This is a genomic window from Actinoplanes sichuanensis (genome assembly GCF_033097365.1).
GTDB lineage: Bacteria > Actinomycetota > Actinomycetes > Mycobacteriales > Micromonosporaceae > Actinoplanes > Actinoplanes sichuanensis.
In genome coordinates this window covers 8096010-8110593 of record NZ_AP028461.1, presented here as the reverse complement: position 1 = coordinate 8110593, position 14584 = coordinate 8096010, and the positions used below count along the sequence as shown (strand labels likewise).

Below are 14584 nucleotides of genomic sequence, written 5' to 3'. Positions count from 1 at the left end.
CCGGACCTTCTAGATTTGCGGCGTGCAGCCTGTCGATTCCCTCGCCGCCCATCTGCGGACCCTCGGCCAGGATCAGCTCACCGCGCTGGTCGCGATCCGGCGGGACGTGACACTCGATCCGCCACCGAAGACCGCCGAGGAGGTGGCCGGCCGGCTGCTGCAACCGTCGTCGCTGGCCGTCGCCTGCTCGTTGCTGACGTTGCCGCAGCTACAGGTGGCCGAGGCCGCGGCGGCACTGGACCAGTCGTGTGACACCGCTCGAATCGCGGTGCTCCTGGGCGTACCGAAAGATGATCTTGATCTTGGTGCGGCGCTGGACCGACTCACCGAGCTGGCCCTGCTGTGGCCGGAAGCCGGCGGCCTCGCCGCCGGGCATCTCTCGGAGATCTTCCCGACGCCGCTGGATCTCGGGCCCGGCGCCGCGCCGCTGTACGGCTCGCTCACTCTGGCCGAGCTGCGGCGACTCGCCCAGCTCCACGGCCTTCCGGCGACCAACCGGGGCAAGGTCGACCTGGCCGCCATGCTGGCCCACTCGCTGGCGGATCCGGAGACCGTCCGGCGGATCGCGGCGCCCGCGCCGCCCGGCGTCCGGAACCGGCTCACCGAGCTGGCCCGGCAGCCGACCTCGCACCTGGACCATGCCGGAATCAGGTTCGGCGTGCCCGGCCCGCCCGTCCCGTGGGCGATCGAGCGCGGTCTGGTCGTCCCGTCGATGTGGGGTGGCAGCCAGATGCCGCGGGAGGTGGCGCTCGCGCTGCGCGGCGACGGCTCGGCCCCGTTCGACATCGTGCCACCCGGCCTGGTGCTCACCCCGATCGCCACGGAGATCGTCGAACGGGAGGCGACGGCCGCCGCGGCGGAGACCCTGGCCGCGGCCGTCGCGGTCGTCGACTGTCTGAGCAGCGCCCCGGTCCCGCTGCTCAAGACCGGTGGCATGGGGGTACGCGAGGTGCGCCGGGTCGCCCGGACGGCCGGGCAGGACGAGGACCGGACCCGCCTCACTCTCGAAATGCTCACCGCCGGCGGACTCGTCGAAGCCTCCGAGGCCGGGCTCACGCCGAGCGCCGTCTACGACGAGTACGCCGCCGGGGACCCCGCCGACCAGTTGCTCGGACTGGTCGACGACTGGCTGACCATGCCGGCCGGCCCGCTCGCCCCACCCGAGGGGTCCGTCCTGCCGGGGCGGCTCCTCTACTGGAGCGAGCAGGAGGAGTTCATCCTGGTGCCGTTGCGGGGGCTGTTCCTGCGGACCGTCGTCGAGGCCGTGCCCGCCGGGCAGGCGACCACCCTCGACGGGCTCGTCGAACGGATCGCCTGGCAGGGGCCGTTCATCAGCGCCGAGGCCGAGGACCAGCTGGAACGGTACGTCACCGGGATCTGGCGGGAGGCGCACCGGCTCGGCCTGCTCGCCCACGGCGCCCCCTCGGCCCTGTGCCGGACCAGGCTGTCCGCCGGTGCCGACGCCGCCCGCCCGCAGGCCGAGGCCATGCTGCCCCGGGCCCTGGAGTCGGTCCTGCTGCAGAACGACCTGACCGCCGTCGTCACCGGCACACCGTCGGCGGCCCTCCTCGCCCTGCTCGACGGCGTCGCCACACCGGAATCCCGCAGTGGAGCCTGGACCTGGCGGTTCTCCCCGGGCAGCGTGCGGGCGGCCTTCGACGCCGGGCACAGCGCGGAGGGCATCCGCGCCCGCCTCGTCGAAGTGGCCGAGGGTGGCCGGTTGCCGCAGACCCTCGACTACCTGCTCGACGACGTGGCCCGCCGGTACGGACAGGTCCAGGTCCGGCCGGCCGGGTGCTGCCTGTGCAGCGAGGACGAGACGCTGCTCACCGAGATCCTCCACACCCGCGCACTGAAGACGCTCGAACTGGTCCGGCTCGCACCGACCGTGCTCGTCAGCGCGAAACCACCGGCCGAGACGCTGGCCGCGCTGCGGGCCGCCGGATACGCGCCGGTCGGTCTCCGGGCCGACGGGAGCCCGGCCGTCGAGATCCGCCGGCGCCGCCGGGCCGCTCCGGCTCCGGACGACTTCGATGACGGCTTCCCGGCCCTGCACGACCCGGCGGCCATCGCCCGTGCCCTGCTCGGCGGCGGTCCGGCAGCCAGCTGATGTCGCACGGATGAGTCTTCCGGGAGGTGAATCGGTCCGATGAGCATCGCGTTGCTGGACCACCCCGAGCCCTGGAACGAGGAAGAATATTTCGGGCTCGGCGAGACCTCGAATCGGATCGAACTGATCGATGGAAGTCTGTGGGTGAGTCCGGCGCCCTCCAAGCGGCATCAACGCATCGCGTTCCTGCTGGCCAGGGACCTCTATGCGGCCGCTGATGAGGTCGGTTGGCTGGTGTTGCAGGACGTCAACCTCAGGCTGGCCACCGGACGCATCGTTCAACCGGACGTGGTCGTCGCCGATACCGATGACCTCGGCACAACGGTCGAAGCCGTCGAGGCCAAGCTGGTGGTCGAGGTGGTGTCGCCGAGTGATGCCGGGACGGATCGGCTACTCAAAACGCAGTTGTATGCGGCGGCGGGCATCGACTGGCATTTGCGGGTCGAGCAGCCCGGGGACTCGGTGGAACTGCATCTTCAGCGCCTCGTCGGTGACCGATATGTGCCGGTTGCGGGCGCCCAGCCCGGTCAGGAGCTGATCTCGGCCGAGCCGTTCCCGTTCACGCTGGATGTGACGCCTCTCCTGGGGCGCCGTCGCGGTTGAGTGGCGTCCGCCAGCGGGCCAGGACTCGGTCGATGGCCGGTCGGATCCGGGTGCGGGCCTCGTCCCGTGGGACGCCGGACATCAGCAGGTCGTCGTAGTCGGTGTCCTCGTGCCGGATCGAGGCGACCACCGCGCGGGTCACCGCGTCCGGATCGAAGCGGCGTCCGGCCGCGCTGCGGCCGACCCGGCCGCTGCCCCGGATGCTGGTGTGGCGGCTGATCTCGTCGGCGCGGGCCACCGGACAGCCGGGGAACATCTCGGCGATCTGCCCGGCCAGTCTCTGCTGGAACTCCTCGTCGGCGGCCTCGCGCCGCTCCCGGTCACGTTCCCGGCGGCGGACCCGGACCTCCTCGTCGGACAGACACTGCTGCTCGGCCTGTTCGACGGCGGGCCGCTCGACCAGTAGGCCCTGACGCTCGTGCCGACGGCGGGATCGGTTGAACCTGACCACCACGGCGGACAGCCGACTGGCCTGCTTGGCGCGCCTGGTGAGGGCCGCGTCACCGGACGGCAGGAACACCAGGTGGTCGAGGTCGGCACAGGTCAGGCAGTGCGGCCCGGCATCCTCCATGATCAGCATGCCGTCGTCGGTGGCGGTGCAGCCGACGCAGGTGAACGGCTTGGTCGGGATCACCACGACCAGGTCCGGGGGTCGGCTCTGTCGGGTGGTCAGTCGTTCCCGCCGGCTGTCGGTGAGGTCGGCGGCCAGCCAGTGGGTGCGGTACGCCGTCTCCCGCTCCGGGTCGCCGCCCGCGGTGAACCGGAGCGGCCGCCGGTCGCGGGTGGCCGACACGTAGTCGATCTCGCCGGGTCGCAGGCCACGGCTGTCCACCCAGCGGCGGAACACCTCCAGCACGTCGGCGATCCGATCGGGCGTGACCACCGCGACCGACTCCAGGTCCGGCGCGCGGCCCTGCCGCCACTCGGTGACCCGGCCCGGAGGCAGCCAGCCCATCCCGGTCAGCACGTCGAGCACGCTGACCTGACGCTGCCTGGTCAGCGCCTCCTCGGCGGCGGCGACCACCCGTCGCTCCAGTTTGGTGACGACCTGCATGGCCGGATGCTATCGGCCCAGCGCGCGCACCGCGGCGAGCAGCAGGCGCCAGAAGGCGTCCACGTCCAGGCCGACCGCGACGTCCACATTCGACGGCCGGCCGGTGCGGTGGTGCAGGTCGACGACCGTCGCACCTCTGGTGAACGCCCCGGCCAGCTCGATCGAGACGGGCGCGGCGACGGTCCGCACGATCGACGGGTCGAGCACCCGGGCCACCGCGATCGGGTCGTGCACCGGCGGATGCTCGAACCCGAACACCCGGTGATACGTGGCGGCGAAGAACATCATCAGCTCCGCGCAGATCGCGCCGAGCCGGGTGCCCATCCCGCGGAACTCGTCGATGATCTCGCCGGTGGCCGGCGCCTGATGGGTGACGTTCAGGCCGATCATGGTGAGCGGCAGCCCGGACCGGAGCACGATGTCGGCCGCCTCCGGGTCGGTGACGATGTTGAACTCGCCGTACGGCGTGGTGTTGCCCCGCTCGGTGGAGCCGCCCATGAAGACGATCCGGCCGATCCCCGGCATGACCTCGGGATGGCGGCGCAGCAGCAGTGCCACGTTTGTCAGCGGTCCGGTGGCGACCACGGTGACCGGCTCGGCGGCGTCGGTGATCAGCCGCCGCATCAGCTCGACCGCGTGCACCCCGACCACCTCGGCGACCGGTACGTCCAGATCGGGTCCATCCAGACCGGAGGCGCCGTGGATGTCCTCGGCCACGGTCAGCTCACCGACCAGCGGCCGGTCACACCCGGCGGCGACCGGCACGTCGCGGACCCCGGCCAGGGCCAGGACCCGCAGCGCGTTGCGGGTGGTCTTGTCCAGCGTCTGATTGCCGGCGACCGTGGTGACGCCGAGCAGCCGGGCGCGCGGGTCGCCGGCGGCCAGCAGCAGCGCCAGCGCGTCGTCGTGCCCCGGGTCGCAGTCGACGATCATCGGGTCGTCCGGTGCTCGACCAGCCCGACCAGGTTGCCCTCGGTGTCCCGGACGAAAGCCTGCACCTCCTCGGTGCCGGCCGGACCGAGCCGGTCGTCCTGATGCGCGAAGATCACATGCGGTTCGCTCTCGATCGTCGTACCGCCGGACCGCAGCCGCTCGACCGTGGCCGCGACGTCGTCGACCAGGTAGTAGTGCAGGGCCGGGGGAGCGCCGCGATCGAGCAGCAGGCGCAACCCGTCCAGGTCGAAGAAGACCAGCCCCGGCGGGTCGAACGACGCGACCGGCGGCGTGCCGAGGAGATCGGTGTAGAAGGCGGTGGCCCGTGGCAGGTCGGCGGCGTGCTGGGCGATCTGTACGGCTCGCACGATCGGATGACTCCCTCGTCGGACGGCGGTGGCTAGGGTGGCGCGGTGACGTCTTGGAGCGCACCACCAGCCTCGCACGCACCGCAGGAATGGACACCTGACGACGCCGGATTCGATGATCGCCGGGACGGTCTGATCGTCACCGGATGGCTGCGCTCGGTGATGCCTCCGCGGCGTGGTGGGCTGCGTACCGCGATCCGGCCGCTGCCGGGCCTCGACGAGGCGTGGGCCGGGCTGCGGTACGCGATCTGGGCGCAGGACCGGGCGATCCGTGACAAGTCGAACGAGCCGTCCCGGGTGTGGGAGTTCGTCACCTCCAGTACCGCGGGAGACCGGGCGCTCGGCGGTCGGCTGCTCGACCCGGCCGCCCGGATCGGGTCCGAGGCCGACGACATCGCGCTGGTCCGGGCGGTGCGCGAGCGGTTCCAGTATCTCGACGAGAGCATCGACGACCGGCTGGCCGACTTCCTGGTCGCCGCGCACGGGCTGCCCGAGGCGTGCCGCCGGGCCGTCCTCGGGTTCCACACCGATCTGCCGTACGTCGGGGCCGGGCTCTTCGGACGACTCCGGGAGCTGCTGGTGGCGACCGACGACGCGACCTACGCGCAGGCGAGGGAGGTGCTGCCGGTCGTCCGGGACCGGATGGCCGAGCAGCTCAGCGGCAACACCCGGGCCGACCTGTTCTGGGCGGTCAGCTTCCTGCTGCCGGTCGGACCGCAGTCCGGCGACGTCGAGCGTGCCGCCCACGCCGAGGCGATGCGGCACGTCGGCGAGTTCGGCAACTTCAACGTGCACGCCTCCGGGCTGGCCTCCGGCGGTCTGGACACCCTGGACCGGTTCCTGCACACCAACCGGAAGGTGCGGCATGAGTTCTTCGGCGCCACCGGCCCGCGGCTCTACCTGGCCGGGATGCTGGACATGGCGGGCGCCGAGGTGGGGCCGGTGCTGAGCCGGATGCGGCCGGCCTATCCGTTCCACGACGACGAGTACTACAACGGGCTGTGGTGCACCCTGCTCGCCCACGTCGACCACGACGCGGCCCGGGCCGCCCTGGCCGAGGAGCGGGCCGCCGGTCATCCGTGGGCGACCGGATTCACCCAGGTCAAGGAACGGCAGTCGGAAGGCGTACCGGATGGGTCGCCCTGTGCTTATCAGCCGCCGGAGGCGGTGCGGCCGACGTTGCTGGACGTGGCCGTGCCGGTCGAGCCGGTCCTGCGTTTCCGGGACGCCGAGCGCGAGGCCGCCGAGCAGGCCGGGATCTACCAGGACGCGATGCAGTGGGACGGCGTGCCGATCAGCCGCTGCGACACCGCCGCCGTGACGGCCTGGCTGGAGCACCGCGAGCACTTCGCGATCCCGACGTCGCTGCCCGCGCTCGCTCTCGCCCCGGCCTGGACGCACGAGCGGCTGATGGCGCTCGGCTTCTCGAACTTCTACTACTGGGTGTCCTCGCTGACCCCGATGCTGCTGCTCCGGCACGGGATGAGCCACATCGGCCCGCTGCTGGCCGCGTTCGAGGACCGCCGCAGCGCCGAATCGGCACTGGAGGCCGCGCAACCGGTCGGGCATCCGTCGCTGGCCGTGCCGATGACCCGTGCCTTCGCCGCCAAGAAACAGCGCCGCCTCGCCCGGTCCTGGCTGCTGCGGCACCCGGAGCAGGCGGCCGCCGGAACCGTCGCGATGTGGGCCGCCGACCCGGCCGACGACGCGACCGGCCGGGTGCTGCGCTACCTCGACACGCAGGGTCACCGCGCGCTGCTGCTCACCCAGGCCGGCGACCGGGCCGCCGACCTGACCGCGTTCCTCGACCGGGACCCGCTCGACGCCCCACGGGCGAAGAAGCCGAAGATCCCCGGATACCTCACCGCCCAGCCGCTGCCGCCGCTGATCACCGCCTCCGGCGGGCCGGCCACCCCCGACGATCAAGACCATCTTCTGGTACGGCTGGCAACCTGCAACACCGACGAGGTCCATCCGGCCGTACTCGCCGCACGGGACCGCTGGACGGCGTCGTCGCGGGCCGCGTTCGCCGACGCGCTGTTCGACCGCTGGGTCGCCGCCGGTGCACCCGCCGCCGAGGGCTGGTGCATGCAGGCCGTCGGACTGATCGGCGACGACGCCGGCGCCCGCCGCGTCGCCACCCACGCCCGCCAGTGGGCCGGCACCCCGGCCGCCGCCCGCGCCCAGGCCGCTCTCGACGCACTGCGGCACCGCGGCACCGACGCCGCCCTCATCGAGTTGAGCCTGCTCGCCGAACGGTCCCGGTTCCCGGTGTTCAAGAGTGTCGCCAGGGGCCACATCGAGGCCATCGCCGACCTGCGCGGCCTCACCTCGGACGAGCTCGCCGACCGGCTGGTGCCGCTGCTCGGCCTCGACGACGAGGGCGGCGACCGGGTCGAGGTCGACGCCGGGACGTTCCGGATCGCCTTCGACGAACGCCTGATGCCGGTTCTCCGCGACGAGACCGGCCGGATCCTCGCCGACCTGCCCAAACCGGGCCGTGGCGCGGGCAAGGTCAAGCAGAAGGCGGCCAAGGACCGGCTCACCGCACTGCGTAAGGAGGCCCGCTCGTCGGCGTCCCTGCACGTGGCCCGCCTGGAACGGGCGATGTGCGCGCAACGGCGGATCCCGGCCGGCATCTTCCTCGACCGGTTCGCCCGCCACCCGTGGATGACCCACCTGGGCCAGCGCCTGGTCTGGGGTGTCCACGACGCCTCCGGCGGGCTGCTCACCACCGTCCGGGTGGCCGAGGACGGCACTCTCGCCGACACCGCCGACGAGCCGGTCGCGCTCGCCGACGGCACGAGCGCCGGCGTTCTGCACCCACTGGACTTCCCGGCCGGCGCGCTCGCCGAGTGGGCCGAGGTGTTCGCCGACTACCAGCTGCTCCAGCCGTTCGCGCAGCTCGACCGCCCGGTCTACCGGGACGTCACCGACCTGGACCGGTTCGAGGGACGCAAGACCACCTACGCGGTGCTGCGCGGCCTGGAACGGCACGGCTGGACCCGGTGGTACGACGCGGCCGTGCAGATGGCGAAACCACTCGGCGGCGGCGCGTGGGCGGTCCTCGACACCGACCCCGGCTGGCACGCCTCCGACACCGTCGACTCGGCGCTGCCCCAGACCGTCACCGGCGTCAGCCTGTTCCGCTCCGGGGTCACCCTCGGCGGCCTGCCGCCTGTGGTCTTCTCCGAACTGGTCCACGACCTGCGCGTGCTGGACTGAGCAGGACCCGCAGCAGCCGGCCCGGCGCCAGCAGGTGCCCGGGCGCGGCCAGCATGTTCGACACCCGCAGGAACGCCGCCCCGAGATCCGGATCGTGGGCTGCGGCGGCCCGGTAGCGCTGGAGATAGGCGTTCATCGGCCGATCGAGGGCCCGGCGTGGGCCCTCGACCTGCGGAAACCGGAGGTCGGTGGCGGTCGCCATCGACCACGGGACGTCCACCAGCCGGGCCGCGCGGGTGTGCCAGCGGCCGGCGCCGGCGGTCCGGGCCAGCGCGAGCGCCTGCAACGCGGCGACCGTGATGCCCTGGCCGTAGATCGGGTTGAAGCTGCACATCGCGTCACCGATCGTGACCAGCCCGTCCGGGAGCCGGGGCATCCGCTCGTAGTGCCGTCGCACACTGGCCGGGAACCGCATCCGCACCGGATCGTCGAGCGGTTCCGCGGTACGCAGGAAGTCCCGGATCTCCGGCCCCGGTAGCGACTCGGCGAACGTCGTCACCCCGGCGTCGTCCACCGGCGGCTCGGCGCCGAGGATCCCGCCGAGGAACAGCACCACCCGGTCACCCTCCTGCCGGATCGTCACGCCGGTTCGCGGCATCCCCGGGTACGGCGCGTTGATCACGGCGAACGGGAGGCGATCCGGCTCGTACCGGAAGTGGCGGGTCGTGTAGACCACGTCGGTGCGCACCGAGGTGACCGGCACCCGGCCGTACCCCAGGTCCCGCAGCCAGAACGGCAGGCGGCTGGCCCGGCCCCCGGCGTCGACGACCAGACCGGCCCCGATCGTGTCGTCGCCGGCCCGGACCCCGCACACCCGCCCGCCGCGCAACGTCAGCCCGGTCACCTCGGCCACGCTCGTCAGCGTCACGTTGGGCAGCGCCCGTACCCGCTCCCGGACCAGGTGCTCCAACAGCGGCCGGGTCACCCCGTAGACGGGCAACGACGACGGCGCCCGGCGCATCAGACGCCCGTCCAGATACCAGTGACAGTCGGCCTGCAGATCACCGGCCGGCACCCCGGCCCGCAGCATCTCCGCCACGAACCCGGGGAACAGCTCGTCGAGGACCATGCTGCCGCGCGCGAGCAGCGCATGCGCCTGCCGGCTCTGCGGCACCCCGCGCCGAGCCGCCACACCATCCGGGAGCCGATCCCGCTCAAGTACGGTGACCTGCTCGAACGCCCCACTGAGAGCCCGCGCCGCAAGCAGCCCGCCGACGCTTCCCCCGATGACCACCGCATGCTCCACCCCACGGATGATCCCGGTGGCACGCGGCGGAGGTGCCGTTTCCACCGCCTGTCAGGCTCCCGGGGAATCCTCCCCCGGACGGCGAAGTGTCGCTTTGCGTGCAGCAACCCCCCGTTCTTGATGGGGCTCGATAGCATCTCTGGTTCTACGGCAACGGATGAGGGGGGACCGTGGCGCGTCTCCAGCAGGGATTACGCAAGGCGGCCAGTGCTGTCGCGGAGGGGGTGGATCCCCGGGCGGTGGCGGTCGAGGAGGCACGCCGGCTCGGGAAGGCGGTGGCCTCCGGGCAGCTGGATCTGGGGGTGGATCCGGTCGACTTCCCGGCGGCCCGGGATCTCGGCGGCAGCATCGACACCGTCATGGAGCAGCGGATGGTTCCGCTCGACGAGGCGGGGGAGGTGCTGAACCGCAGCGAGCTGCGCCGGCAGGACGGCGAGCAGGTGCACGTCATCTGCCCGATGGTGATCCCGCGCGGACGGTCGCTGGTGACCATGCTGCCGGTGCTGCTGCTGCCGGTGATCGGGGTGGCGGCGGCCACCGCGATCGGGGTGGCCGGCGGCGACGTGCTGACCAACCCCTACTTCGGCGTGCACTACTGGGTGCTGTCGCTGCTGGCGGTGGGCTTCGTCTGGTGGCGCCAGGGCATGGTGATGGTGCCGGACGGTTGTGCCGCGCTGATCACCCGGTTCGGCAAGCTGGAGCAGGTGGTCGGCCCGGGGCGGATCATCCTGCTGAACCCGTGGAAGCGGGTGTCGTACATCCTGAACACCACCCGGGAGTATCCGTTCAACGCCCCGGTCCGGGAGGCGCCGACGAAGGGCGGGGTGAAGGCGTCGATCGACCTGTTCATCCAGTTCCGGATCAGCGACCCGGTGGAGTTCGTCTACACGCTCGGCGCGGTCCGCGGTTTCGAGGAGAAGCTCGGCAACGCGGTGAGTGAGACGATCCGCAGCCTGATCTACGAGCAGTCGGCGGCGGACATCTACAACATGGTCGGTGAGGAGACCGGTCGGCTGCTGGACCAGCTGAACCAGCAGTTCCGCCCGGCCGTGGAGCTGACGAACGCGAACATCACGCACGCCGAACCGTCCGACCGCAAGTACCGGATGGACCTGGCCGCGCCGGAGATGGTGCGGGTGGCGAAGGACGCCTACACCCACGAGTACGCGTTGCAGCTGCGCAAGGAGCAGGACGAGGGCGACCTGATCAAGGAGCTGGCCAGCCTGCAGGAGACGCTGTCGGCGATCCAGGCGGACATCGCGCAGTACCAGGCGCAGATGGACACCGCCCTGGAACGGGAGACGAACCGGGCCGAGGCGGTGGCCCGGCAGCGCTACATCCTGGCCGAGTCGGAGGCGAAGGCCAACGCGGCGCTGCTGGAGGCGCAGGCCCTGGACATCCGCGCGGTGACCGTGGCCGAGGCGCCGGAGATCCTGGAGTACCGCTACCAGCGGGAGGTCCTCGACCGGCTGGAGGAGGTGGCCGGGCACCTGCCGCGGTTGGTCCGGATCGGCGGTTCGGCCGATCCGAACGGCGCGGTCGGCATCGATCTGCTGCAGCTGGCCCGGGAGATGGTCGGCGAGCGGGGCAGCGAGCTGTTCACCGAGGCCGACATGGCGGCCATGCGCACCCGGCTGGCCGAGGTCGCGCAGCGGATCGCCGACCGCGAGGAGGAGATCAACGCGTTGCGGCACACCGATCAGCCGGCCGTCCCGGTGGTCACGGTGCAAGACCAGGAGGACGAGGCATGAGTACGCCTACCAAGGGCCGCAGTTCGACGATCTCCGAGGTGGTCGCCCCGTGGAGCGACGTGGCCCGGCTGCTGCGCGGCGGCGAGGCCGGCACCCTGGTCCCGGTCGTCATCCCGAAGCATCGCCGCCGCCTCGGCTGGCTGGCCCCACTCTGGCTCGGCCTGCTCGCCCTGCTCTCCGGGGTGATGTTCTCGATCCGCGGTGACGCCGGTTTCTTCGGTGTCCTCGCGTACCTCTCCGGTGCCTTCTTCCTGCTGGTCGGCGCGCTGTGGTGGTGGCGGAGCTCGATCGTCGAGATCGAGCAGGGCACGAACGGCGTGCTGACCAGGTACGGCGCGGTGTCCCGCACCCTGGACCCGGGCCGGCACTACCTGTGGCACCCGTGGTCGCGGGTCGCGTTCGTGGTGGACGTCGCCACCGAGATCCCGTATTCGGCGCCGGTGATGGCCTGCCCGACCCGGGAGAACGTGCCGCTGCGCTCGATCGAGTTCTTCCTGAAGCTGCGGATCACCGACGCCGTGCTGTTCGTGCGGACGATCGGCGCCGGCAACTTCGACCTGGTGCTGTCCAGCGCCGTGCAGGACGCGATCCGGCAGCGGGCCCGGATGGTGCAGACCGAGCGGGCGTACGACCTGCGCGGCTCGGACGTGGCCGACATGCAGGATCTGCTGAACCGGCAGCTGGACCGGTACGGCGTACGGATCACCGGTTGCAACATCCCGGACGTGCAGCTGCCCGCCCAGTACCAGCAGCACCTGGCCACCCGGGAGCGGGTCGCCAAGGAGAGCACCGCCTACGAGCAGGAGTGGGGTCTGACCCGCAAGCGCCGGATCGACCAGTTGCAGATGGACATCGAGCGGGCGAAGAAGGTGCGCGACGCCCGGATCGTCGAGGTCAAGGCGTCCCTGAACAAGGCCCGGGAGCAGGTCGCCCAGCTGCTGGAGGAGCAGGAGACGAACGCGCAGCGGGTGAAGTTCGAGATCGAGACCAGGGGCCGTAGCGGCCTGATCGCGGCCGAGAACGAGGCGAAGGCCCAGCGTCGACTGGCCCAGGCCTACCGGGACAACCGGGCCGTCCTGCAGTACGAGCTGGCGCTGCGCCGCCTCGAGGTGGGCGCCGAACTGGCCGGGCAGGCGCCGCAGCCGGTGGTGGTGCGCACCGACGGCGACGGCGGTGCGGACACGTCGGCGCTGGCCACCCTGCTGGCCGCCCAGCTGTTGCCGCGGGCGGTCGCTCTGCCCGCGGCGGAACGCCCGTCCGGAGCGGTTGGCAACGACGCGGCTTGATGCGATTGTCGACCGATGATCGACGATGCGTATCTCTGGCTGGAATCGCTCGACGAGCCCGAGGCGGCCCGATGGGTCGCGGAGCGCAACGACGAAACGCTGGCGGCCTTCGCCGACGAGGAGTTCGCGCGTACCCGGGACGAGATCCGGGAGGTCCTGGACAGCCGGGACCGGATCTCGTTCCCGGGGTGGCGCGGGGACGGCTTCTACTACTCGTTCTGGCAGGACGCCGACCACCCGCGCGGCCTGTGGCGACGGACCACCGCGGAGCAGTACCGGCTGGCCGAGCCGGAGTGGGACGTCCTGCTCGACGTCGACGCCCTGAACGAGGCGGAGGGCGAGAACTGGACGTGGAGCGACGTCACGGTGCTCCGGCCCGGGAACGAGCGCTGCCTGATCAGCCTGGCCCGGGGCGGCGCGGACGCCTCGGTGGTCCGCGAGTTCGACATGGTCCGCCGGGTCTTCGTCACGGATGGGTTCACCCTGCCGGAGGCGAAGAGCGACGTCGACTGGATCGACGCCGACCACATCTTCGTCGGCACCGATTTCGGACCGGGGTCGCTGACGTCGTCGGGTTATCCGCGGATCGTGAAGCGGTGGCGGCGCGGCACCCCGCTGTCCGAGGCGGAGACGGTCTTCGAGGGGGCGGCCGACGACATCCTGGTGCGGGCCTACCACGACACGACCGAGGGGTTCGAGCGTGACCTGGTGATCCGGTGGCCGACCTTCTTCACCCGCGAGTACCACGTCCGGGTGCCCGGGGGTGAGCTGGAGCGGATCGACGTGCCCGAGGACGCCGACTGCGAAGTGCACCGGGAGTGGATGCTGGTCCGGGTCCGGTCGCCGTGGACGGTCGGCGGCGTGACCCATCCGGCCGGGGCGCTGCTGGCCACCCGGTTCGGCCGGCGGGACTTCACCGTGCTGTTCCGGCCGGACGAGCGCACCTCGCTGAACGGCTGGTCGTGGACCCGAAATCACCTGTTGCTGGTCACCATGACCGATGTGCGGACCGAGGCGCACGTGCTCACCCCGGGTGATCCGGAGTGGACCCGGCAGGCGCTGCCGGCGGCCGGTGAGTTCGCCCAGACGTGGATCGTCGAGACCGATCCGGATCGCGACGACTCGTACCTGATCGCGGCCGAGGGTTTTCTGCTGCCGACGACGCTGAGCCTCGGCACGGTCGGCGGGCCGGTCGAGGTCCTGAAGCGGCAGCCGGACTTCTTCGACCCGGCCGGGCTGGAGGTGCGGCAGTTCTTCGCGGTGTCCGCCGACGGCACGCGGGTGCCGTACTTCGTGGTCGGCGGGGAGAAACCGGGCCCGGCGCTGCTCAGCGGCTACGGCGGTTTCGAGGTGGCGCTGACGCCCGGCTACGACGCGGTGATCGGCCGGGGCTGGCTGGCCCGGGGTGGCGCCTACGCGGTCGCCAACATCCGTGGCGGCGGTGAGTACGGCCCGGCCTGGCACCGGGCCGCGTTGCGGGAGAACCGGCTGCGGGCCTACGAGGACTTCGCCGCGGTCGCCGCCGACCTGGTGGCGCGCGGGATCACCACCCCGGCGCAGCTGGGCATCAAGGGCGGCAGCAACGGCGGCCTGCTGATGGGGGTGATGCTGACCCGCTATCCGGAGCTGTTCGGCGCGGTGGTGGCCACCGTGCCGCTGCTCGACATGCGGCGCTACACCAGGCTGTTGGCCGGGAAATCCTGGATCGCGGAGTACGGGGATCCGGACGTCGCCGCCGACTGGGAGTTTCTGCGTGAGTACTCGCCGTACCAGAACGTCCGGCCCGATCGGGTGTACCCGCCGGTGCTGTTCTCCACCTCGACCCGTGACGACCGGGTGCATCCCGGGCACGCCCGCAAGATGGCGGCCCTGATGCGCGAGCAGGGGCACGAGGTCGCCTACCACGAGAATGTGGAGGGTGGGCATGCCGGCGCGGCCGACAATGATCAGGCCGCGACGATCCGGGCGCTGATGCTGGAGTTCCTCTGGCGGAGACTGGCCCGCTGAC

10 protein-coding genes are annotated in these 14584 nt (G+C 71.9%); 6 read left to right on the top strand and 4 right to left on the bottom strand.

The window, feature by feature from the left end; translation table 11 throughout:
- Positions 1–22: 22 nt before the first annotated feature.
- A complete protein-coding gene (locus tag Q0Z83_RS37110) occupies positions 23–2110 on the top strand; it encodes a helicase-associated domain-containing protein (RefSeq protein ID WP_317787966.1) in 2088 nt (695 codons plus the stop codon).
- Between the two features lie 39 nt (positions 2111–2149).
- Positions 2150–2713, top strand: coding sequence for a Uma2 family endonuclease (locus Q0Z83_RS37105; RefSeq protein WP_317787965.1), 564 nt, complete (start codon positions 2150–2152; stop codon positions 2711–2713).
- Here the strand turns inward: Q0Z83_RS37105 and Q0Z83_RS37100 are convergent.
- The 3 genes from Q0Z83_RS37100 to Q0Z83_RS37090 are packed head-to-tail and all read right to left on the bottom strand — an operon-like array spanning position 2670 to position 5068.
- On the bottom strand, positions 2670–3767 hold the full coding sequence (locus Q0Z83_RS37100; RefSeq protein ID WP_317787964.1) for a DUF2293 domain-containing protein: 1098 nt from the start codon (positions 3765–3767) through the stop codon (positions 2670–2672). The genes Q0Z83_RS37105 and Q0Z83_RS37100 overlap by 44 nt on opposite strands.
- A 9-nt stretch (positions 3768–3776) precedes the next feature.
- Complete coding sequence (locus Q0Z83_RS37095; protein WP_317787963.1) at positions 3777–4700, bottom strand: nucleoside hydrolase; 924 nt, start codon at positions 4698–4700, stop codon at positions 3777–3779.
- The gene (locus tag Q0Z83_RS37090; RefSeq protein ID WP_317787962.1) at positions 4697–5068 is read right to left on the bottom strand and encodes a VOC family protein; all 372 of its coding nucleotides are present in this window, start codon (positions 5066–5068) and stop codon (positions 4697–4699) included. Before Q0Z83_RS37090 ends, Q0Z83_RS37095 begins: the two co-directional genes overlap by 4 nt.
- A gap of 45 nt (positions 5069–5113) precedes the next feature.
- Here Q0Z83_RS37090 and Q0Z83_RS37085 point away from each other — a divergent pair, with 45 nt between their 5' ends.
- Positions 5114–8293 carry a DUF4132 domain-containing protein gene (locus tag Q0Z83_RS37085; RefSeq protein WP_317787960.1) on the top strand — a complete coding sequence of 1060 codons (3180 nt, stop codon included), beginning with the start codon at positions 5114–5116 and terminating at the stop codon, positions 8291–8293.
- On the opposite strand, the gene Q0Z83_RS37080 is transcribed toward Q0Z83_RS37085, so the two are convergent.
- On the bottom strand, positions 8226–9539 hold the full coding sequence (locus Q0Z83_RS37080; RefSeq protein WP_317787958.1) for a squalene monooxygenase: 1314 nt from the start codon (positions 9537–9539) through the stop codon (positions 8226–8228). The two genes, Q0Z83_RS37085 and Q0Z83_RS37080, sit on opposite strands and share 68 nt — an antisense overlap.
- 170 nt (positions 9540–9709) lie before the next feature.
- Here Q0Z83_RS37080 and Q0Z83_RS37075 point away from each other — a divergent pair, with 170 nt between their 5' ends.
- Genes Q0Z83_RS37075 through Q0Z83_RS37065 form a run of 3 tightly spaced genes read left to right on the top strand, consistent with a single transcriptional unit; the run spans position 9710 to position 14583 of the window.
- Complete coding sequence (locus tag Q0Z83_RS37075) at positions 9710–11290, top strand: SPFH domain-containing protein (RefSeq protein WP_317787957.1); 1581 nt, start codon at positions 9710–9712, stop codon at positions 11288–11290.
- Positions 11287–12576 (top strand): SPFH domain-containing protein, encoded by a 1290-nt coding sequence (locus tag Q0Z83_RS37070; RefSeq protein ID WP_317787956.1) that lies wholly within the window; start codon positions 11287–11289, stop codon positions 12574–12576. The genes Q0Z83_RS37075 and Q0Z83_RS37070 overlap by 4 nt, the downstream gene beginning before the upstream one ends.
- Positions 12577–12591: 15 nt before the next feature.
- Entirely contained in the window at positions 12592–14583 is a 1992-nt protein-coding gene (locus Q0Z83_RS37065; protein WP_317787955.1) for a prolyl oligopeptidase family serine peptidase, read from the top strand.
- The last annotated feature ends 1 nt before the right edge of the window (position 14584 follow it).